Below are 21,044 nucleotides of genomic sequence, written 5' to 3' on the forward strand. Positions count from 1 at the left end.
CTTATGCGAGGTGGGTTTCAAACGTCCGTTCTTTTTCGACTTTTTCGATGAGTTCATCAAGGAAATGAATGACTTCTATCGACGCTTGTTCTAGTTCCATTAATTGCGCTTCGGCACCTTTTATATCGCCTTTGGCGTACGCCTCAGCTGCTTTTTTCGCTGCGATGTGTACGCGTTCGTGTGGAGCGTCTAACTTTTCGTATGCTGGCGTGCCTTGCAGTTGTTTTTTCGTCTGTTCATCAAAATACCATTTGCCTAATCGGCATTGATGGTGCGAGGCAACATCTTCAGGTCGCACAGTTTCATAACCGACGATCATATTGTAAATGCGCCATTTCCATAATAAATGGTCTGTTTTAGCTAAATGCAACAACGCTTTAGCAGATAGTTTCACACTATTTTCATTCACCATATTTAAACGGAACTCGTCAATCGCTTTGCTTAACGCATGCACAGTTTTTCCTGTTTTTTCACCAAGCTCGCGAACGAATTCTGTAAGTGATGCGATCGATGACATGCGCGTCGCGATTTCATCTACAGCCGCAGCTTGTTGCTCAGCCACAGCGGCGTTCGTATTTGTGCTATCTTGAATTTCTCCCATAGCAGATACAATTTCTTCTAAGAGGGGCATTGCTTCTTGTGCTTGATTGACCGCTTGACGAATCGTTGATGACGTCGAGTAAATGGCTGACGATACTTCCGATGAAATCGTTCGCAATTCTCCGACATTTCGTTGTACTTCCCCGAGCGATTGTACCGTATGGTCGGCGAGTTTGCGAATTTCTTCCGCGACGACCGAAAACCCTTTTCCGTATTCCCCAGCACGTGCTGCTTCAATGGATGCATTTAACGCTAGCAAATTCGTTTGATCTGCAATCCCGTTAACGAGCTGCATCACTTTTTCAATCGCGCTTAAATGTTGTTGTAAATGTTCAAAACGGTCAACCATATTCGTAAATTGTTCAGACGTTTCAATAATTTCTCCGAACGCTTCCGTCATCATTTGTTGCCCTTTTTCTGCCCGTTCAACAGACGTCGTCGTTTTTTCAGCGATAACTGTCGCTGCGTGCGCCACTTCTGACACCGCCGTCGTCATTTCTTCCGTTGCCGCAGTGACCATTTGCACGTCGCTATTTTGTTGATCGAGCGCTTGCAGCAAGTCTTTAATAAACATAATTTCCGCATTTTGTTCCATTAGTTTTGCCGTTCCGCTTGCGATTTGTTCCATCATCGTTTCTGTGTACACTTCGACAAGAAGCTGCTGTTCGATATTAATCGCCCGCTGCAACGCTTCCATAAGCGTTAAACACCGTTTCGGCGCAAGCGCTACTTTCGCTAACAACGTCGTTAAAACGAAGAAATTGAACTGGTTAAACGCAACGATGAGTTTCCCGACGTTCACTTTTTCTTTTCGCAACAAATGGAAAAAGCGAAGCGATTCATCGACGTACGCACGATTTCGCTCCATCGTAAAAAAGGCGTTCAAATACGCCTCGATGCGCGCTTCCGTAATCGTTTTTGCCGCTTCCGGCTGCACTTGTTTTAATCCTTCATAAAAAAGATGAACCATTTCTTTTTTATGCGAGGCAATGAGTTCATCAATTTGTTTTAACTTTGCGAAATCTTCTGTTGTAAAATGATTGTATGATAACGTATCAACAAATCGTCCGTGAAACGAATAGTCTGTCCCTTTTTCAAGCAATTCGTTTAATGACGGACGAAGGCGCTTAAATAACATGCTATTCACCTCTTTAGCTGTCTTGACATATAAGTCTATTGTACTACATCGCTTTATCGCATGTCATTATTTATTGGTAAGGTAATATAAAACGTTGTGCCAGTCCCCACTTCGCTTTCCACATCAATGCGCCCATGATGTTCTTCAATAATTTTATAGCTGACCATTAAGCCAAGCCCCGTTCCGCGCTCTTTCGTCGTATAAAACGGCTCTCCTAATTTTTTGATTTTATCTTTCGGAATGCCGCTCCCTTCGTCGCGAATGGCGATGCGTATATCGTCTCCGACATGCTTAACGGAAACGGTAATCGTCCCGCCGTTTGGCATCACTTCAATCGCATTTTTTAATATGTTAATAAATACTTGTTTTAATTGTTTCGGTTCGCAATAAATGAGCGGGACTTGTTCGTATGTTGATTCAATTTGAATGTTATGCATCATCGCCTGCACGCTTAATAAATCGACCGTTTCTTGCATAATTTTTGCGACGTCGCCTCGTTCATAATGAACAGCTTGCGGTTTCGCTAATACGAGAAATTCGGTAATAATGGACTCAATGCGCTTTAATTCCGACATAATGACGTGAAAATACATATTGTACTGTTCGCAATCATTGCCGATGCTTCCTTGTAAAAGTTGGATAAATCCTTTTAATGCTGTCATCGGATTGCGAATTTCGTGGGCTATGCCTGCTGCAAGCTGACCGACAACGCTTAGCGTATCAGACTTACGCAATTGCTCTTCCATTTCTTTTTTCTCGGTAATATCGCGCACCATCATGAGACCGACACGTTCAATAATGTTCGGTTTAAACGATAATGCCACGATTTTTTTCTTTCCTTCGCCGTCTATAATCGTAAATTGTTCTTCTTCCTCTCCATTATTCAGCCACTTTTGGAATTTGTTTAAAGCGTTACTTCCGATAAACGTATGCACACTTTTTTCGATAAGCTGTTGTTTTGAAAGGGCGAAAATGCGGCACGCCATCGGATTGGCATCAAAAATGCGCTGTTTGTCGTCAATTAACACAATGCCGTCCATCGCATGATTAAAGACGCTACGAAACTTTTGTTCTTGTTCGCGCAACTGTTTTTCCATTTTGCGTCGTTCGCTGACATTGCGAAAAATCGTTAAATGGTAGCCGTTAATGACGCCCTTTTTCGATGTAAATTCAAGCTGTTTTTGTTCCCCGTTTGGCATATGAAACGTCAGTTCATCGCGAATTTGTCCATCGCGGAAAAAGGAGCGTAACACGCGGCGTACTTTTTCATGTCTTCCATCAATAAACTGCATTAAATTCGCATGAACGAGATCGTGAAGCGGCAATTCAAACGTTCGGCTCGCGGCAGGATTGGCGCGCAAAATATTTCCGAAATCGTCGCAAATTAAAATCGCTTCATGCGCTTGTTCAAAAATGGCGCGAAATCGCTCTTCGCTTCGTTGTAAATTCATTTCCATGTTTCGTTTTTCTGTCACGTTGCGCATAATCGCCATAAAAAAGCCGCTATGTACGTTCGCTGTTAACGTCAGTTCAAACAATTTTTGCATGCCGTCTCCTAAAATAAACGGAAGCTCGCTTGATACCGTTCCGTTTCGTTTTAACGTCAGCAACAGTTGCTCAAATAAATCGTGATATTCAATCGGAATAAATGTTTGCATCGAAAGCTTGAACAAATCTTCTTTTTTTACGTTGACGCTTGCACAAAAGGAAGGATTGGCGTCAATGAAGCGACCTTGTCCATCAAAAATAACGATGCCGTCGCCTGCGCGATTAAACAAATCTTTAAATAACGTTTCGTTAATCGTTCGTTCACGCTCAAGCGCTTTTTTCGAGGAAATGTCACGGATGATATATAAATCAAATTGTTGCTTTTGATGGCGACGCATAAATAGTTGCACATGTTTTAATTCACCATCAGCTAAACGGACGACGAGTTCATCATCGTACGCCCCAAATTTACGCAACATTTGCTTTTGAAATTGAAAAATATGTTCAGGTACAAGGTATAAATATTCTTGAAATTTTTTTCGCAACAGTTGTTCTTTTGGCGTACGAAATAAACGGCACGCCGCATCGTTGACGTCAACGAACGCCCCGTCATCTTTCACAATAATCATCGCATCTGTCACTTGTTGCAACATAAAATCATACCGACTGATTCGCTCCTCGATCGCTTCTTTCTCTCGTTTTGAAAGCTGAACGAATACAGATTCCTCCATCATATCTTTCAAACTCAATCCCTTTCCCTCCCCACTACTCCCTCTCCATATTTATTATGTATATTCGCCATCTGTTTTTTTATTCCTTCTTAACATTCTGAAAATTTCACTAATCTGATCGGATTAAAAAAGAGCAGCTCATTTGCTGCTCAACGATCGGTAATGACGATATATGTTGCTTTCACCGGTCCGTGTACACCGACGACTAAATTCATTTCAATATCTGCGGAGTTGCTCGGACCTGTAATAAAGTTAATACATGACGGAACGTGCTTCTTTCGAATGATACGCGCCGCTTGCGTCATGCGTGGAACGATTGTACTTTTCGGGATGATCGCCACGTACGTTTTCGGTAAAAAGCTAATCGTCCGCCCTTGGTTGCGATCATTAAGCAATACGACCGTTCCGGATTCCGCTAACGTCATGTCGCTAAATGTGATGCCGATGTTCGCTTTTTCCGCCGCTTCAATGTTTGCTCGTCCGAGCGATACGTCCCAGACGTGCACATCTTCTCTTTTTAAAAACGAAGATAAACCGACTTGTTCATATCGCTCATCATTTGCGACAACGATCGGTCCGCCGCCATGTGCGTCAATGACCTGTTCGATCGTGTGATAGAGCCCATCTGTTGTCGTTTCAACGAGCGTCGTATGAATGCGGGTACATTGCTTTTTTAATTCATCAAGTAACTCGTCTTGACTATACCCTCGAAATACCGTCTGTTGCGGCGCATGTTTCCATTGCGGACGTTCGACAAATGTTGGCATGTCACGTCCAAGACGAGAAGCGAGGCGTTGTAAAAAAGCTTCCATTACTCTTCCCCCCTTTGTTTGAACCAATCGCGAAACCGTTCTTTTTCTGGCGCTGGAAATTCACGAATGTCCGTCCACGCTTTTAACGGTCCAGGGCCTTTCGAAATGCGGTCGTTTGTCGTAAATGGATGGACGGCAGTCGGTGCAATTTTTGACCCGAGCTTATATAACAAAGACGATGCCGCACCTAATCCGAACGCTTTCATCGCCAGCTTTTCCGAAATTGGCGCTTTTCCTTCCCGTTCGACAATCGTTTGGCGATGTTTTAACAACAGTTCATGAAGCGGGATTTTGACCGGACATGCTTCTGTACATGCCGCGCATAACGTTGATGCGTACGGCAATTCTTTATAGTCGTCATATCCGCCAAGAAGCGGTGACAATACCGCTCCGATCGGTCCCGAATAAATCGAGCCGTACGAATGACCGCCGATATGGCGATATACCGGACAGACGTTAACGCAAGCGGCGCAACGAATACATTGCAACACCGGTTGAAATTCTGTTCCTAATATGTCGGAACGTCCGTTATCGACAATGACGAGGTGAAATTCTTCTGGTCCGTCCACTTCTCCTTCCTCGCGCGGACCTGTTAATACCGTAATGTAGCTCGTCAATTTTTGTCCGACTGCACTTCTTGTCAGTAAACTAACGAGCACTTCCATTTCTTCAAACGTCGGTACGATGCGCTCCATCCCCATGACCGTAATTTGTGTTTTCGGCAACGCGGTCACTAAATCGGCGTTTCCTTCGTTCGTCACTAACGTGATCGAACCCGTTTCCGCAACCGCAAAGTTGCATCCTGTAATGCCGACGTCTGCCGTCATATATTCATGGCGAAGCATATGGCGCGCATGAAGCGCAAGCTCTTCTGGCTTTTCTGTTTTTGTATACGCAAGCTTTTCTTGAAATACGTCGCGAATTTGCTCTTTATTTTTATGAAGCGCAGGTGCGACGATATGCGACGGCGGATCGTGGTCATCAACTTGCAAAATGTATTCGCCAAGGTCTGTTTCAATGACTTCGCAGCCGAGCTTCTCTAACGCAGCGTTCATATGAATTTCTTCCGTCACCATCGATTTTGATTTCACAATTTTTTTTGCTTGTTTGCTTGCAACGACGCGGCAAATGTAGTCGTTTGCTTCTTCTGCCGTCTGCGCAAAAAAGACGTGCCCCCCGCGTTTTTTTACGTTTTCGCTCAGTTGCATTAAATAATAGTCTAAGTGTTCAAGTGTATGTTGGCGAATTTCTTCTCCGAGCGCACGCCACTCTTCCCAGTTGCCGAGCTCTTGAGCCGCCTCAAGCCGACGCGTGCGCAGCCTCTCTTGCGCCCCTGCCACTGCTCCGCGCATAAACGTATTATGAATGCCTTTTTCCACTCGCTCGTGAAATTCTCCCATGTTAATTTTCATCGCCATATGAATCCCCCCTTTTATCGGCTATTTAACACTTCGGCAATGTGCATGACGCGAATCGGTTTTCCCTTTCGCTCGATGCGCCCGCCGATGTTCATTAAACAGCCGCAATCGGCTCCGATTAAATAATCCGCTTCCACTTGTTCGATACATTGTATTTTTTCATCGACCATTTGTTCCGAAATCGGCCCCATTTTGACGGAAAACGTACCGCCAAATCCGCAACAATTGTGCGCGTTCGGCAAAGGAACTACTTCAAGCCCTTTTACGTGTTGTAATAACGTAAGCGGGGCGTCTTTAACGCCAAGTAAGCGCGTCATATGACATGACGTATGATACGTCGCTTTTCCTTCTAACCGCGCCCCAACGTCTTCTACCTTTAACACATTAACGATAAATTGCGTCAGTTCATACGTTCGATCCGCAACGCGTTTCGCCCGCTCTTCCCATTCACTGTCGCCTTTAAAAATGTGCGGATATTCTTTAAACATCGTTGCACACGAACCAGATGGCGTAACGATATATTCGGCATGTTCAAATGTGCGAATCATATGTTTCATCGCTTCTTTCGCTTCTTTTACATAGCCGCTATTGTACGCCGGCTGTCCACAGCACGTTTGCGCTTCGGGAAAATGAATCGTACAGCCAAGCCGCTCTAATAGCTCGACTGTCGCTTTTCCGACGTTGACGTGAAACAAATCGACTAAACATGTAACAAATAATGTGACGTTCATTCCCGATCCCCTCTCCAAGAAAACGTTTTCTTTTTTTCACTTTACATCTCATTGCCAAATTAGTCAACCGGTCATCTGATGATTAAGGGCGGAGGGAGCACCTCCATTATAAAGATATGTAGTGAGCAAGCACTTTTTCAACATGCCCTAAATGGTCTTTCATTCGCTCTTGGGCAAGTTCGGCGTCTTGTTCGCGAATCGCCTCAAAAATAGCAATATGATCTTCAAGCAGCTGTTCGGTCGTCGCTTGTTTGGCAAACAGCCAAATGCGGCGCGTCTCGCGCATCGTCTCCATCATCATGCCTGAGACGTTGTTCATTAAGCTGACTAACAACGGATTTTTTGTTGCAGCGGCAATTGCCATATGAAATAAAAAGTCCGCTTTTTCGCCAAGCTCTTCATCGCCAATCGCTTCGCGCATTTGCGTAAGGGCGCTTTGCATCGCGCGCAAATCTTCGTCTGTTCTTCGTTTCGCTGCAACGCCTGCGGCACCAACTTCAAGCAGCTTTCTTACTTCTAATAAATGAGCGACATCTTCTTTATTCATGAGCACCGCAGCAGAAATCGGAAACGATAACATCGCTGGATCAAACTCGCGCACGTATGTGCCTTCCCCTTGTTTCATTTCAATGAGCCCCATCGCCCGAAGCGCCGTCAGCGCTTCACGAATGGCCGCCCGTCCAACTTGAAAATTTTCTGCTAGCTGTTGAACGGAATCGAGTTTATCGCCGGGCTTTAACTGCCCCGTTTGAATCATATGTAAAATCGCTTCCGCTACTTCTTCATATATTTTTTTCGGTTTAATTTGTTTGTACACGTTGTCCACCCCATTGTTTCTTGTTTGCTCCCCCATACAAATAGAATATCATATCATATTTTTCTACAAAATAACTGTGAAAAATTTTTAAATATTCATATTGAAAATTGGTTGCGCTTACATTATGATATACTCATCAGATGATTGTATGACCTTATGATAAGGGGATAAGGAATTACATCATCATATTGAACAAAGGGGGATGCATATGAGTATCGGTATGTTATCATTTATCGCACTATTGCCAATTTTAACAGTTTTCTTATTTCTTGTTATACTGAAATGGCCAGCGAGTCGCGCGATGCCTGTTGCGCTCGTCGTCACTGCGGCAATCGCCCTATTCGTTTGGGGGACGAAAATGAACGTTGTTGCCGCCGCAAGCGTAAACGGTATAAAAACAGCCATTGAAATTATGTTTATCGTATTTGGAGCGGTATTGCTTTTAAATACGGTAAAAGAAAGCGGCGCAATCGAGACGATTCGCCAAGGATTCATTCACATTTCGCCAGACCGCCGCATTCAAGCCATCATTATTGCCTGGTTGTTCGGTTCATTTATTGAAGGTGCCGCAGGATTCGGTACACCAGCAGCAATCGCCGCTCCGCTTCTCGTTGCGATCGGCTTTCCAGCGATGGCTGCTGTATTAGTGGCACTTATTATTCAAAGTACGCCTGTATCATTTGGAGCGATCGGAACGCCTATTCTCGTCGGGGTCAATACAGGGCTTGCCAATCAAGAAGCGGTCATGAAAGCGATTGGCGATATGGAATTTACCGACTATTTATTACAAATTGCCGCCAACGTCGGCATCATTCACGCCTTAGTCGGAACGTTTATTCCGCTTATTATGGTCGGGATGCTTACGCGCTTTTTCGGCAAAAATCGTTCGTTCCGCGAAGGATTGCGCGTCTGGAAGTTTGCGATGCTTGCTGGCTTTGCGTTTACCGTTCCTTATGCGATTATCGCGAACGTACTCGGACCAGAGTTTCCTTCATTGCTCGGTTCGTTAATCGGTCTTATTATCGTCGTTCCAGCTGCAAAAGCCGGACTATTTATGCCGAAAGATACGTTTGATTTCGAACATCGCAGCCATTGGGAACAAGAATGGATCGGTCGTTTAAACAACGAACAAACGAATATCACGCAAGGGAAAAAGCGCATTTCGCTTTTGAACGCTTGGTTCCCGTACGTCTTAGTTGCGATTTTGCTTGTCATTACGCGCACCGTCGCTGAAGTGAAAGCGTTTTTAACAGGAGAAAGCGTCACGATTTTAATCGACAACGTATTCAACTCTGGCATTGCGATTAAATCAACGCCACTTTATTTGCCAGGTACAATTTTCTTCATCGTTTCGCTCGTCACGTACGTGTTACATCGGATGGATGCAAAAAGCTACAAAAAAGCATTTAGCGATTCGTTTAAAACCGCATTAAGCGCAGGTTCGGCACTCATTTTCGCCGTACCGATGATCAACATTTTCATTAATACGAAAACAGATGAGCTTGCAAGCATGCCGCTCGTTTTAGCTGAAGGCGTATCACATATCGCTGGTTCCGCATGGCCAATCGTTGCGCCGCTCATCGGTGCGCTCGGCGCGTTTATCGCAGGCAGCAACACGTTCAGCAACATGATGTTCTCGCTTTTCCAATTCGGTACAGCGGAAAGCATCGGTTTATCCGCTTCAGGCGCTGCTGTCGTCGTAGCACTACAAGCGGTTGGTGGGGCAGCTGGAAATATGATTTGCGTTCATAACGTCGTCGCCGCTTCCGCCACAGTCGGTCTCGTCGGTCAAGAAGGAAGCTTAATTCGTAAAGCGCTCATTCCGATGACGTATTACATTTTAGCTGCTGGTATGCTCGGCATGGGCTTCATCGTCGGCGGCTTCAACATTTGGTTTATTCTTTATGCCATCGTCGTCGTCGCATTCATTTTGTTTATGGTATCAAACCGCGGCAAAACGAAACGGGCAGAAAATCAAATATCTGCATAATACAAAAGGGTGTCCTCACAAAAAGGGCACCTTTTTCCTTCCCTTCGGATATGGTATAATTGTTCGTTGCAACCTACACATAAAGGAGTCGTTTGCAGTGCATATCATCTGTACAACGTTAAATGCAAAATATATTCATACGAACTTAGCAATTCGCTATTTAAAAGCGTACGCCCAACCGGAGTTCCACGTGGAGCTTGTCGAATATACAATTAAAGACTCGGTGTTAAACATCGTCACCGATTTATATCGCCGCAAACCCGATGTCGTCGGGTTTAGCTGTTACATTTGGAACATCGAACAGACGATTGAAGTTATTCAGCTCTTGAAAAAAGTACATCCGACCGTCACAATCGTCGTCGGTGGACCAGAAGTGTCATATGACGTCGCTTATTGGCTTGAGCGCGTACCACAGTTTGATTACATCGTCATCGGCGAAGGAGAAGAAACGTTTAAACAGCTTCTGACAGCGCTTCAAAATGGCGATGATGTCGCAAACATCGCTGGGCTTGCGTTTCATCAAGACGGCAAAGCGGTCATTAACCCACAACGAAATAAAATGAACTTAGCGAGCATGCCGTCACCGTTTCGCTTTCCAGAAGATATCCCGCATTTATCAAAACGTGTCACATACGTCGAGACGAGCCGCGGCTGTCCGTTTAGCTGTCAATTTTGTTTATCGTCGATTGAAGTTGGCGTTCGATATTTTGACCGTGAAAAAATAAAGGAAGATTTACGTTATTTAATGAAACACGGCGCAAAAGTCATTAAATTTGTCGACCGCACATTTAATATTAGCCGCAGCTACGCGATGGATATGTTTCAATTTTTAATTGACGAGCACGTTCCCGGCGTCGTCTTTCAATTTGAAATTACGGCTGATATTATGCGTCCAGAAGTCATTCAATTTTTAAACGATCATGCACCGCCAGGGCTATTCCGGTTTGAAATTGGCGTGCAATCGACAAACGATGAAGTGAATAAACTCGTCATGCGGAAACAAAATTTTGAAAAGCTCACCCGCACCGTCACGATGGTGAAACAAGGCGGAAAAATCGCGCAACATCTTGATTTAATTGCCGGGCTTCCGGAAGAAGATTACACATCGTTTCGCAAAACGTTTAACGACGTATTTGCGCTCCGTCCAGAAGAGTTGCAGCTCGGCTTTTTAAAAATGTTGCGCGGCACAGGGCTGCGCCAAAAAGCAAACGAATACGGCTACGTCTTTATGGACCGCGCCCCGTATGAAATTTTGCGCAACCATGTGCTTTCGTTTGATGACATCATTCGATTAAAACAAGTCGAAGATGTGCTCGAAAAATATTGGAACGATCATCGCATGGACGAAACGATTGAATATATCGTCACCCATCTATTTGACACGCCGTTTGACTTTTTCCAAGCGTTCGGCACGTATTGGGACGAACAAGGTTGGGCGCGCATCGGACATCAACTTGAAGATTTATTTCGCCGCCTCCATTCGTTTTTGCAAACGACAAAGACAGACGACTTGCCAATCGTTGAGGCGTTGATGAAATACGACTATTTGCGCAATCAAAAACAAAAACCGCGCAAACCGTGGTGGGACGAAAAAACGGACAAACATGTACGCGCGTACGTATATGAACAATTAGCAAAACAGCCGCACCTTCTTTCATTAACGGAAAAAGAGCTATTTAAACATACGGTCGTTGAAATGATCCCGTTCGACTTGCCGCATTATTTACAAACGAAACATATTCGCCGATGCAACATGGCGATGATCGTTTACTTTGACCAAACGACGATGAAAGCGGAGACGTATTTTTTGGAAATGGAACAACAAGTCAGTCACGTATGAGTAAAATGTTTGTGGGAGAAAAAAGACAGGTTCCTCATGATGGAACCTGTCAACATTCTGATACCACCCACTTTGGTGGTACTCAGTTTAGTGTTTCATTAAAATGTCTAGCCATGAATAGCTGCAAGTAACTCGTTAAACTTATTTCTGGTAATTCTTCGGATTGATCCCATTCAAAATATCTTATATTTTGTATTAAAGAACAAAACTCTCGATTCCGTAATAAGTGCATCGTTAATTTATTTTTGGCAGTATATTTTAAGGTAGTTGATGGCTTGTTTTCTATAATTGTTCTCACAATCCCCAACATCATGTCAGTCATTTCTACGCCGATTTCTTCACCCTTGGGAACTAGTTTACAATTATTAATCACGTAATTTTCCCCTCTATAAAGCGCTTGAATATTTAACAAATCCTTTACTAAACCATCTAAATTCAATGCAACATCATGTTCGTATTTGTCTTTAAGTTGGAAAAGATTAAGATTTTCGTACTCATTAGCTTTTTCGATTAACACTTCTGCTTCTATGTCAATGTTCTTACCGTATCCTCTTAGTAAACCATACAGAATTCTTTCAGGAAACTTCGTGTAAATCATATCTTCAACTACATCTTTTCCTAATTCAGTGGTACCAACAAGAGCAGAATAATCATAATTAATGACAATCATTTTGATGAACTCAGAATACTTTGCTAAAGTCTCGCCAACACGAATAAAATTATCCCTTTCATTCGAATCGCCATAATAGCTCTTAAAATGTAACTTAATCAATCCATCTCTCAATTTTTGAGTTAATAATTGAAAATCGTCTTGATAGTATATTTCATACGGAATAGATAGACCACCCATTAAATTAGGTTTGACACTCCTTTTGCCGCTCTCATCAAAAAATATCATGATCTTTTCCTTACCCATTAATTAACACCGTTCCTTAACAACTGGAAGTTGACTTTTGCCTAAGTCGTATTATAATATGAAAGTACATCAATATCCCTCGGGGCTCCGCGTGATATTGAATATAGGCGGTGAGTAACTCGGGATTCCGCGTGAAAAGCCGTCGACGTACTAACTACCATCCAATGTGAGAGTAAATCTCAAGTACGACTTTTGGTAAAGAGCCATTACTATTCCATTTTACCATTGTATTTATTTTTAAAAAAGTAAAAAACGTAACAAATTGGGCTGCTTTCATGTATACGTAAGCAGCCCTTTCTCTATGGCTACATAGTCCGAACCTATGTCGCCTACACTTTATACTATGCAATCATTTCATAAATATACTTTACTCATTTTTCTTTTCCTTTTTCGCTTCTTCTAACAGCTCAATCACTTTATGAGCATTGATGTCGCCTTGTTCGTGTCCGAATTCTTCCTTTAATATGTCGCTTGGAATCGGAACTGTTTTGCCCGCTTGTTTCTTTTTCATTTTCCTTGCCGTCCTTTTTTTGAATTTCGGTTTGCCCCGCGGCTCATATCTTCTCCTCCAGCATATTGCGCTTCAAATTCGTCTTTTGGCATGCTTTCCGTCGGTGTTTGGTTGTTCGTTTTTGCGGCATCGTGCGTTACTTTTCGTTTCATAATCGTTCACCTCTCGTACGTTCTTTTTTGTACGCAATGAGTATGATGTCTTCGCCCGTTTGTTGACGAAGCTTTCGCTCAAATTGTTGCACTTCGGCAATGTCGCGTTCATTTAAAGATGCAATTGGAAAACGCATATTCATTCCCCCTCACAAGTAATGTCACGCAAAGCGACATATTTTATACGCCATTTAGCCACATTAATACTGAGGTGATGATAATGGATAAAAAAATCGAATCGCCCATTTTCGATGAGACACAGCCGCATCAAATTCATGCGCCGTCGTTTAAAGGAACGGGCATCGAGATGAAGCCACCATTTGTTAATCAACACGGGGTCGTGATCGGCGACAGCAAATACAACTCGCCACACTCCCCGCTTAATGAATGGAGCGATGAAACCGATCCAAGCGTCATGACCGGCGATGAATGGGTGCACCCGACGAACGACATCGGTTGGAATACACCCGAAAACCGCCAACTGCTCGAAAAAAAACGAGGCGGAAACGCGCCATTTATGCACCCGGATAAAGATGTCGGATACGGGGCGGATTAAAATAACCTCGTGCGACATGCACGAGGTTATTTCCCCCCTGTAAACGAAATGCCTTTAATAAAGTAACGGTTGAAAAACGCATAAATAACTAACACAGGTAGCGTAAATACCATTGATGCCGCCATAATGTAGTTCCAATAGCTAATGTATTGTCCTTTAAAGCTATTTAATCCAAGCGGCAACGTAAACAAGTTTGGATCAGACAAAATGATGAGCGGACGCATAAAGTCGTTCCATGAGCCCATAAAGACGAAAATGGCTTGCGCGGCGAGCGCTGGACGAGCGAGCGGCAACACGATGCGGAAAAATGTGCCGATGCGGCTTAATCCGTCTAACGCTGCCGCTTCTTCTAACTCTTTCGGGAAGTTAATGAAAAATTGGCGCATCATAAAAATAAACGTCGCATTAATCATCGCTGGGACAATCATGCCTTGATACGAGTTCAACCAACCGAGCTGTTTTAAAATTAAATAGTTCGGAATCATCGTCACTTGCGCGGGAATCATTAACACCGCAAGAATGATCATAAAAATCGTCTGTTTTCCTCGGAAATGAAGACGAGCGAGCGCATAACCAGCCATCGAGTTAAACATTAAATTCAAAATCGTCACCGTTACCGCAATGATGACGCTGTTCATAAACCAACGCGGGAAAAGCTCTTGTTCAATAAAAATTTGTTTATAGTTATCTAACGTAAAGTGTTTTGGAATAAAATTGATCGAACCGCTCACAATTTCTTCAAGCGTTTTAAACGATGACGAAAGCGCCCATAAAAACGGAATCATCGTTACGATCGCATATAACACGAGAATCGTATATAACAACGCTTTGCCAAACTTTTTCATCACTAGTCCCCCTTAATAAAGCGACTCTTCTTTTGAAAATTTCCGTTGCAGCCACGTCGCAAGTAAAATAACGATCGCTAATGCAAACGCGAGCGCTGCCGCATATCCCATCGTTCCGAGCGATTTAAATGCGTATTGATAAATAAGTAGAACAACCGTTAACGTGGCGTTGTTCGGTCCCCCTGAACCACCAGAAAAAATGTACGATTGGTCAAATAATTGGAACGTGCCAATTAAGCCCATAATGACGACGAACGATGTGACAGGTTTTAAGTACGGCACAGTAACATACCAAAACTTATGCCAAGCGTTTGCCCCGTCTAACTCTGCCGCTTCATATAACGAATCAGGAATGTCTTGCAGTGCGGCTAAATAAATGACCATAAAAAACGGTGCGGTTGACCAAATGTTCATAATCATAATGGCATTTAATGCGACAGACGGATCACCAAGCCAGTTGTACGTCGGCAAGCCGAAAAATTGAAGCACGTGATTGACAAGCCCGTTTTGGTTGTACATCCACATAAAAATGAGCGTCAAAACAGCCGATGATGTTAACGTCGGCAAAAAGTAGACGATGCGGAAAAACTTTTCCCCTTTTAAACCCGCATTTAACGTTGCCGCTAAAACGAGCGCTAACATCGTTTGCGTCGGTACGACGATCGCCACGTATTTCACTGTATTCCAAAGCGCAATTTTTGCTCGCGTATCGTCTAATATACGCGTAAAGTTGTCGAAACCGACAAATTCAAAACTTGCTCCTCCTAACAACTGCACTTTATGAAACGATAAATAAATCGCAAATAAAATCGGACCAATAACGAATAAAAGAAGAACAAATAACGTTGGCGATAATAACGTATATGCCGTTCCCGCTTCTTTCCATCGCTTACGACTAAACATAGTTTCATCTCCTTTATATCGTGCTATTCGCCTCTTTCAAGTGAAGATTGTGCATCACTTCACTTGAAAGAAGGGAACAGCGAGGGGAATATCCCCTCAGCCGTTACTTCGCTTCGATTTCTTTATTCGCAATGTCTTGTGCTTTTTTGAGCGCTTCTGCAAGTGGTTGCTCACCTAAAAAGGCGCTTACAAATTGGTTGTTAAAGTTGTTCATAATAATTGGCAAGTTCGTCCCGTTTTGCCATACTGTCGCATACGGTGCCCCTGCAACGAGCGCTGCGCGCAATTCATCTTTGTCGTATCCTAATTCAGCGGCAACTGATTTACGAGTTGGCAACGCAAACCCTTTACTTGTCCAAATTTTCATTCCTTCTTTTCCAGTTAAAAATGAAATGAGTTTCCATGCTGCTTCTTTCTTTTGCGAATCTTTGTTCATGACGTACGCTACTGTATACGCCATCGTTCCTTTTTTGCCGTCAATCGTTGGCACTTCTGCTGTGCCGAACTCTGTATTCGGGAACGTTTCTTGTAGGAACGGAATCGCCCAGTTTCCTTCAATGACCATCGCTGCTTTTTGTTGACCGAACATTTCGCCGCCCCAGCCGGCGCCAACTTCATTTGGTTGCGCTGCTGATTTATCTTTTAAGCGCATATCGACGATTGGTTGTAACGCTTCAACAACTTTCGGATCGGCAAAAGTCGCTTTATTGTCTGTTACAACTTTGCCTCCTTTTGATTCCGCAATGTAGTATAGGCGCGCTAATTCTGGTGCGACACCAAATCCGTACACTTCTGTTCCCTTTGTTAATTTTTTCGCCGCTTCGCGCAATTCATCCCACGTTTTCGGTACATCTAATCCTGCTTCTGCAAACATTTTTTTGTTGTAGAAAAGCGCTAACGTCGAATAGTCTTTCGGGAAGCCGTATATTTTGCCGTCTGGACCTTTAAACGCCTCAAGAAGCGGCTTTTCAAAATCGTTGATATCAAAATCGTCTGTCACGTAGTCATCAAGCGGCTCTAAAACACCTGTTTCAATCATCGCTGGCGCTTCGAACGCATCTAAATAAAATACGTCTGGACCTTCGCCGCCAATTAAACGCGTTTTAATGACATCCATATATTGATCAGAAATGACTTCATGTTTCACTTTAATGTTCGGATATTTTTTCTCAAATTCGTCTAACGTTTGCTTTAACAATTTTTGTTCCATTGGGTTGCCGCCCCAACCAGCAAGCGTCACTTCCACTTGTTCTTCTTTCGTTTCACCTTTGTTTTCGTTTTTCGCTGTTTTTTCTTCACCGCCACATCCCGCTAAAACGCTTCCAAAAAGCATCGTCGACATCCCAACTGCAAACCATTGTTTCTTTTTCATCATATAAGACCCCTTTCTTATTCAATATAGTATATATGGAAGGGAGACGAGCTCCCTTATTCCCGATGAAAAGCGTGTACAATCGCAGCGTACGTTAAATCGGCTGTCGTTTCGACGATATAGTCCGCTTCTTTTAACGCTTCTTTGTCGCCGACACCAATAGCAAACATGTTTGCCGCTTTGATGGCAGCCACTCCTGCTTGCGCATCTTCTACGCCAACGCACGTAGACGGATCGACACGTAACTGCTCAGCGGCAGTAAGAAAAATTTCTGGGTGTGGCTTGCTGTTTTGTACTTTTGCCGCATCGACGATCGTATCGAAATAATCGCGAATGCCGAGCCGTTCGATAACCGTAAACGCGTTTTTACTTGCGGATGCTAAGCCGATTTTTATGTGATTACGCTTCAACTCGCGCAATAAATCGAGCATGCCAGGAAGCAAATCGCTTGGCGTCATGCGCGCAATGAGCTGTTTATAATGCTCATTTTTTTTATCGGCTAGCGCCCCTTTTTCCGCCATCGTATAGCGATCCGCTTGGCCGCCGAGCGCTAAAATGCGCTCAAGCGACTCCATGCGGCTGACTCCTTTTAACTGCTCGTTAAACGCCCGATCAAACGTGATACCTAATTCCTCGGCAAGCTGTTTCCACGCGATAAAATGATACTCTGCCGTATCGGTAATGACACCGTCTAAATCGAAAATGACTGCATTCAATTGTTTGTTCATCATGTCAAACCCTTTCATGTAAGTGGAATGGTGATTTCATCTTTGACTTCATATGCTGTGCCGAACACGTCAAACGTCACGGCATCGTGAACGTTCGTCACTTTTTTCACAACAAGTTGTTCATGCGTCACCGTTACTTCTAACCGATCACCACGCCAATAGATCGGGAACGATAGTTTTTTCCATTGTTTTGGAAGTTTCGGATGAATGCGCAATTTCCCATCAAGCATGCGCACGCCGCCAAATCCGCATACAACTGATTGCCAAACACCACCGATGGACGCGGTATGCATGCCGTGATCCGATGATTTCATATTCGGTCCTAAGTCGATGCGCGCGGCTTGTTCAAACAATGCATACGCTAACTCACGATCGTCCATATCGCTCGCTAAAATGCAATGCGTCGATAAGCTAAGCGATGAATCATGAAGCGTTTTTGGCTCATAGTAGCTCCAATTCGCTCGTTTCACTTCTTGTGAAAACTTATTTTCTAATAAGTAAAACAACACCATAATGTCCGCCTGTTTCGATACTTGAATGTTGTTCACTTGTTCAAGGTTGTAATCTTCAAAAATCGTGCCGACGCGCGTTTGCTTTTTATATTTCGTTAAATCGATGATTTGTTTCGTTAAATACGTGTCATCTTGTGGGATGACGAGATCTTCTTCGCGCGGCTGCGGCAAGTAAATAAGATCGACTTTTTCTTTCCATTTTTTATATGATTCATGCACGCCAATTTTTTCGTGTAACGCATCAAGAAGTGCCGCGTTCGTTTCTTTTAATTTTTCATAATAGCGAATCGCTGTTTCAATGTTCCAATGCGCCATATAGTTTGTGAAAGCGTTGTTGTTGACGTGCTCTTTATATTCATCTGGACCGATGACATCGTTAATGTGATATTGTTTCTTTTCTTCGTTCCATTCTAATCGGCTCGCCCAAAACGTTGCCGTATCAAACAACATTTCATAGCCGCAACGTTTCATAAAATCCTCATCGCCTGTCACTTTGTAATATTGCCATACCGCAAACGCGATATCGCTCGTAATATGTTGCTCGATAAAGCCCGACCAAATTTTCGTCGCTTTTCCTGTTACAATATCAACCGCGCCCCATACTGGTGTCACTTCATCGCCTGTAAACGCTGACTCCCACGGATACATCGCTCCTTCATAGCCGTTCGCTTTCGCTTTTCGGCGCGCCCCTTCAATCGTGTTGTAACGATATTCAAGCAAGCTGCGGGCGATATGCGGGAACGTGTATGTGAAAAACGGCAAAATGAAAATTTCCGTATCCCAAAACGAATGCCCTTTATATCCTTCGCCTGTTAACCCTTTTGCCGCTACACCAAAGCGTGCGTCATGCGCTGGCGTCATAATGATTAAATGGTAATGCGCAAAGCGAATCGCAAGCTGGTCAAATTCGTTTTCGCTTTCGATCGTAATGTTCATTTGCTCCCAACGTTTTTTCCATTCCGAAACGTTTTCGAAAAAGAGCGCATCGTACCCTTTTTTCGCTTCTTCTTTTAAGTCGCTTAACGCCTCTTGCCGCATGACATCAAGGCTGTATGCGTCATGATCGTACTGTTTATCGCGGCTTGTGTACACGTTGGCGAGCTTTTCAAACGTAAACGTCTCTCCTCGTTTGACATCAAATGATACTTGAATAAACACTTTGCGGCGGTCGATCGCCATGCGCGGCTCTGTTTCGACTTCTTTTCCGTCAATCATATATCGATGCGTTGCATTCACAACAAAATCAATTTTCGATTCCGTCGTCGTTTGAATAAGTTGCAAGTATTTTTTATCAAAAATGCGCTTTTCGCCTTCGTGGAAATGTTGCGCCCCGCTATTTGTCATTTGTCCGTTAATGCCTGATGTAATATGAATGTTCGCATCGCAATTGAGTGGTTTTATTTCCATCTTCATACCGATGAGATGTAAGTTTTTTAGCGACACAAAGCGGCGGAACGTAAGCTCAAACTGCTCGCCGCGCGTATTTTCCCAAATGATGTGGCGCACTAATTCCGCATCTTTTATGTTTAAATCGCGGCGATAATGAATGATTTTTCCTTTTTCTAGCGAAAACTTTTCGCCATTTAACCAAATGTCTAACTCAACGACATCTGGTGCATTCGGCAGTTCTGTCACTTCGTATTCATCAAATTTGTTAAACGTACCAGCGACAAATAAATTGCGCACTTGCCCGACGTACGACTCTTCCGTCGCTGAACGAAGCCCCATATATCCGTTGCCGAGCGCCATAATCGCTTCACATTTTCCGAGCGCATACGGGTTAAATTGCACTTCTGACACGATCCAGTTTTTATACTCGCCTGTTCCTAAGTTGTACTGCAGCATCGTAAACTCCCTTTCCTCGTATGAATGTAGTTTTTCCAAAACGTTTCGGATTTTGCGTATGAAAAAAGGGCTACCCCTTTTTCACTTCCGCCGTTGACTCGCGCACGACAAGTTGCGTCCGCAACGTCACGACTTTCGCTTCATTTCCTTCAAGCATATCAATGAGCATACTTGCCGCTTCATAGCCCATTTGAAACTTATTTTGCGCCACCGTCGTTAATGCGGGAGATACATATGAAGCAAGTAAAATGTCGTCATATCCAACGACCGATACATCTTCAGGCACGCGTAAACCGAGCTGTTTGAGCGCTTTCATGACGCCAAGCGCCATTAAATCGCTCGCACAAAAGATCGCGGTAATGTGTTGATGTTTCATAAACAGCTCATACGCTCGGGCTTCTGCCATCTCCTCTGAAAAGTCACCGTTTACAATCCATTCTTTTTGAATCGGCACGTTCGCTTCTTCCATCGCCTCATAAAACCCTTGCAGGCGCTGTTTGCTTACAAAAGCGTAATCGTGTCCGTTCATCATCGCAATGTGGCGATGGCCAAGTTCAAGCAAATGTTGCACCGCTTTTTTCGCCCCGTGTACGTTATCGGTTGTGACGTATCCGACGCGGTCGGACTGAATCGGAATGTCGATTAACACGCATGGGATATCGCTTTCGACGACTTCCGTTAAATACGGATCGTCCGTTTTAATCCCTTGTAAAATGACGCCGTCGACACGCCGTTCGCGACATAGTTGCGAATATGTTTTTTCCCGCTGTTTCGTCGAATTTGTATTAAACAAAATGACGTCATAGTCTGTTTTTGCGATATAATCGTTGACGCCTGTCATCACTTCAAACGTAAAGTTGTCTTTCACCGCTGAGCGCGTCATCCCTGAAACGAGCAGCCCAATCGTTTTCGATTTATTCATGACAAGGCTTCGCGCAAGCGTATTCGGACTGTAATTCAGCTGCTTGGCAATGTCCATAATTTTTTTGCGCGTCTTTTCACTAACGTCCGAATAACCGTTTAGCGCGCGCGAAACAGTCGTTACCGACACGCCAGCTGCTTTCGCAATATCTTTAATCGTTGTCACTTTCACTTCCTCCAAAACGTTTCGGATTCCTTGTTGATTTGAATTGTAAACG

The 21,044-nt window shown here is 43.7% G+C and carries 19 protein-coding genes; 3 read left to right on the forward strand and 16 right to left on the reverse strand.

From position 1 onward, the window contains the following. Window position 1 precedes the first annotated feature (1 nt). The 6 genes from CS060_RS01670 to CS060_RS01695 all read right to left on the reverse strand — a co-directional run bounded on the left by CS060_RS01670 (window position 2) and on the right by CS060_RS01695 (window position 7,771). Complete coding sequence (locus CS060_RS01670) at window positions 2-1,738, reverse strand: methyl-accepting chemotaxis protein (RefSeq protein ID WP_035049561.1); 1,737 nt, start codon at window positions 1,736-1,738, stop codon at window positions 2-4. Window positions 1,739-1,791: 53 nt separating this feature from the next. After that, window positions 1,792-3,960, reverse strand: a complete 2,169-nt coding sequence (locus CS060_RS01675) for a PAS domain-containing sensor histidine kinase (RefSeq protein ID WP_035049571.1) — start codon at window positions 3,958-3,960, stop codon at window positions 1,792-1,794. 146 nt (window positions 3,961-4,106) lie between these two features. Beyond that, window positions 4,107-4,769 carry a LutC/YkgG family protein gene (locus tag CS060_RS01680; RefSeq protein WP_035049558.1) on the reverse strand — a complete coding sequence of 221 codons (663 nt, stop codon included), beginning with the start codon at window positions 4,767-4,769 and terminating at the stop codon, window positions 4,107-4,109. Continuing rightward, window positions 4,769-6,187: a LutB/LldF family L-lactate oxidation iron-sulfur protein gene (locus CS060_RS01685; protein ID WP_099668619.1), complete on the reverse strand. Its 1,419-nt coding sequence runs from the start codon at window positions 6,185-6,187 to the stop codon at window positions 4,769-4,771. Before CS060_RS01685 ends, CS060_RS01680 begins: the two co-directional genes overlap by 1 nt. 14 nt (window positions 6,188-6,201) lie before the next feature. Next, window positions 6,202-6,918, reverse strand: a complete 717-nt coding sequence (gene lutA, locus CS060_RS01690) for a lactate utilization iron-sulfur protein LutA (protein ID WP_035049556.1) — start codon at window positions 6,916-6,918, stop codon at window positions 6,202-6,204. Window positions 6,919-7,024: 106 nt separating this feature from the next. Further along, window positions 7,025-7,771: a FadR/GntR family transcriptional regulator gene (locus tag CS060_RS01695; RefSeq protein WP_052025626.1), complete on the reverse strand. Its 747-nt coding sequence runs from the start codon at window positions 7,769-7,771 to the stop codon at window positions 7,025-7,027. Between the two features lie 172 nt (window positions 7,772-7,943). Here CS060_RS01695 and CS060_RS01700 point away from each other — a divergent pair, with 172 nt between their 5' ends. Together CS060_RS01700 and CS060_RS01705 are read left to right on the forward strand one after the other, a co-directional pair. Continuing rightward, on the forward strand, window positions 7,944-9,725 hold the full coding sequence (locus CS060_RS01700; protein WP_035049552.1) for an L-lactate permease: 1,782 nt from the start codon (window positions 7,944-7,946) through the stop codon (window positions 9,723-9,725). A gap of 97 nt (window positions 9,726-9,822) precedes the next feature. Continuing rightward, window positions 9,823-11,565 (forward strand): B12-binding domain-containing radical SAM protein, encoded by a 1,743-nt coding sequence (locus CS060_RS01705; protein ID WP_035049550.1) that lies wholly within the window; start codon window positions 9,823-9,825, stop codon window positions 11,563-11,565. A gap of 82 nt (window positions 11,566-11,647) precedes the next feature. On the opposite strand, the gene CS060_RS01710 is transcribed toward CS060_RS01705, so the two are convergent. The 4 genes from CS060_RS01710 to CS060_RS14015 all read right to left on the reverse strand — a co-directional run bounded on the left by CS060_RS01710 (window position 11,648) and on the right by CS060_RS14015 (window position 13,281). Continuing rightward, entirely contained in the window at window positions 11,648-12,481 is an 834-nt protein-coding gene (locus tag CS060_RS01710; RefSeq protein ID WP_035049548.1) for a hypothetical protein, read from the reverse strand. Between the two features lie 367 nt (window positions 12,482-12,848). Then, the gene (gene ykzE / locus CS060_RS14005; RefSeq protein ID WP_009362504.1) at window positions 12,849-12,992 is read right to left on the reverse strand and encodes a protein YkzE; all 144 of its coding nucleotides are present in this window, start codon (window positions 12,990-12,992) and stop codon (window positions 12,849-12,851) included. Continuing rightward, entirely contained in the window at window positions 12,989-13,144 is a 156-nt protein-coding gene (gene ykzP, locus CS060_RS14010) for a protein YkzP (protein WP_006321568.1), read from the reverse strand. The genes ykzE and ykzP overlap by 4 nt, the downstream gene beginning before the upstream one ends. Beyond that, window positions 13,141-13,281, reverse strand: coding sequence for a hypothetical protein (locus CS060_RS14015; protein ID WP_180271035.1), 141 nt, complete (start codon window positions 13,279-13,281; stop codon window positions 13,141-13,143). The genes ykzP and CS060_RS14015 overlap by 4 nt, the downstream gene beginning before the upstream one ends. 83 nt (window positions 13,282-13,364) lie before the next feature. Here CS060_RS14015 and CS060_RS01720 point away from each other — a divergent pair, with 83 nt between their 5' ends. Further along, window positions 13,365-13,700 (forward strand): DUF3905 domain-containing protein, encoded by a 336-nt coding sequence (locus CS060_RS01720; RefSeq protein ID WP_035049546.1) that lies wholly within the window; start codon window positions 13,365-13,367, stop codon window positions 13,698-13,700. Between the two features lie 26 nt (window positions 13,701-13,726). Here the strand turns inward: CS060_RS01720 and CS060_RS01725 are convergent, their stop codons facing one another. The 6 genes from CS060_RS01725 to CS060_RS01750 all read right to left on the reverse strand — a co-directional run bounded on the left by CS060_RS01725 (window position 13,727) and on the right by CS060_RS01750 (window position 20,992). Continuing rightward, the gene (locus tag CS060_RS01725; RefSeq protein ID WP_035049544.1) at window positions 13,727-14,545 is read right to left on the reverse strand and encodes a carbohydrate ABC transporter permease; all 819 of its coding nucleotides are present in this window, start codon (window positions 14,543-14,545) and stop codon (window positions 13,727-13,729) included. 12 nt (window positions 14,546-14,557) lie between these two features. Continuing rightward, entirely contained in the window at window positions 14,558-15,448 is an 891-nt protein-coding gene (locus CS060_RS01730; RefSeq protein WP_035049542.1) for a carbohydrate ABC transporter permease, read from the reverse strand. Between the two features lie 103 nt (window positions 15,449-15,551). Further along, window positions 15,552-16,820 (reverse strand): ABC transporter substrate-binding protein, encoded by a 1,269-nt coding sequence (locus CS060_RS01735; RefSeq protein ID WP_099668644.1) that lies wholly within the window; start codon window positions 16,818-16,820, stop codon window positions 15,552-15,554. 56 nt (window positions 16,821-16,876) lie between these two features. Then, on the reverse strand, window positions 16,877-17,566 hold the full coding sequence (gene pgmB, locus CS060_RS01740; protein WP_082180340.1) for a beta-phosphoglucomutase: 690 nt from the start codon (window positions 17,564-17,566) through the stop codon (window positions 16,877-16,879). Further along, window positions 17,563-19,905: a glycoside hydrolase family 65 protein gene (locus CS060_RS01745; RefSeq protein ID WP_099668620.1), complete on the reverse strand. Its 2,343-nt coding sequence runs from the start codon at window positions 19,903-19,905 to the stop codon at window positions 17,563-17,565. The genes pgmB and CS060_RS01745 overlap by 4 nt, the downstream gene beginning before the upstream one ends. 70 nt (window positions 19,906-19,975) lie before the next feature. Then, entirely contained in the window at window positions 19,976-20,992 is a 1,017-nt protein-coding gene (locus CS060_RS01750; protein WP_035049648.1) for a LacI family DNA-binding transcriptional regulator, read from the reverse strand. Between the last annotated feature and the right edge of the window lie 52 nt (window positions 20,993-21,044).

The sequence above is a fragment of the Anoxybacillus flavithermus genome (assembly GCF_002742685.1).
In the GTDB taxonomy this organism is placed as follows: domain Bacteria; phylum Bacillota; class Bacilli; order Bacillales; family Anoxybacillaceae; genus Anoxybacillus; species Anoxybacillus flavithermus_E.

What these genes read in the sequence shown, in the direction of transcription:
- CS060_RS01675 (WP_035049571.1), bottom strand. Translation starts at nt 3,960, where the DNA reads ATGATGGAGGAATCTGTATTCGTTCAGCTTTCAAAACGAGAGAAAGAA.
- CS060_RS01735 (WP_099668644.1), bottom strand. Translation starts at nt 16,820, where the DNA reads ATGAAAAAGAAACAATGGTTTGCAGTTGGGATGTCGACGATGCTTTTT.
- CS060_RS01670 (WP_035049561.1), bottom strand. Translation starts at nt 1,738, where the DNA reads ATGTTATTTAAGCGCCTTCGTCCGTCATTAAACGAATTGCTTGAAAAA.
- CS060_RS14015 (WP_180271035.1), bottom strand. Translation starts at nt 13,281, where the DNA reads ATGCGTTTTCCAATTGCATCTTTAAATGAACGCGACATTGCCGAAGTG.
- ykzP (WP_006321568.1), bottom strand. Translation starts at nt 13,144, where the DNA reads ATGAAACGAAAAGTAACGCACGATGCCGCAAAAACGAACAACCAAACA.
- ykzE (WP_009362504.1), bottom strand. Translation starts at nt 12,992, where the DNA reads ATGAAAAAGAAACAAGCGGGCAAAACAGTTCCGATTCCAAGCGACATA.
- CS060_RS01710 (WP_035049548.1), bottom strand. Translation starts at nt 12,481, where the DNA reads ATGGGTAAGGAAAAGATCATGATATTTTTTGATGAGAGCGGCAAAAGG.
- lutA (WP_035049556.1), bottom strand. Translation starts at nt 6,918, where the DNA reads ATGAACGTCACATTATTTGTTACATGTTTAGTCGATTTGTTTCACGTC.
- CS060_RS01680 (WP_035049558.1), bottom strand. Translation starts at nt 4,769, where the DNA reads ATGGAAGCTTTTTTACAACGCCTCGCTTCTCGTCTTGGACGTGACATG.
- CS060_RS01745 (WP_099668620.1), bottom strand. Translation starts at nt 19,905, where the DNA reads ATGCTGCAGTACAACTTAGGAACAGGCGAGTATAAAAACTGGATCGTG.
- CS060_RS01730 (WP_035049542.1), bottom strand. Translation starts at nt 15,448, where the DNA reads ATGTTTAGTCGTAAGCGATGGAAAGAAGCGGGAACGGCATATACGTTA.
- CS060_RS01720 (WP_035049546.1), top strand. Translation starts at nt 13,365, where the DNA reads ATGGATAAAAAAATCGAATCGCCCATTTTCGATGAGACACAGCCGCAT.
- CS060_RS01700 (WP_035049552.1), top strand. Translation starts at nt 7,944, where the DNA reads ATGAGTATCGGTATGTTATCATTTATCGCACTATTGCCAATTTTAACA.
- CS060_RS01725 (WP_035049544.1), bottom strand. Translation starts at nt 14,545, where the DNA reads ATGAAAAAGTTTGGCAAAGCGTTGTTATATACGATTCTCGTGTTATAT.
- pgmB (WP_082180340.1), bottom strand. Translation starts at nt 17,566, where the DNA reads ATGAAAGGGTTTGACATGATGAACAAACAATTGAATGCAGTCATTTTC.
- CS060_RS01685 (WP_099668619.1), bottom strand. Translation starts at nt 6,187, where the DNA reads ATGGCGATGAAAATTAACATGGGAGAATTTCACGAGCGAGTGGAAAAA.
- CS060_RS01695 (WP_052025626.1), bottom strand. Translation starts at nt 7,771, where the DNA reads ATGGGGGAGCAAACAAGAAACAATGGGGTGGACAACGTGTACAAACAA.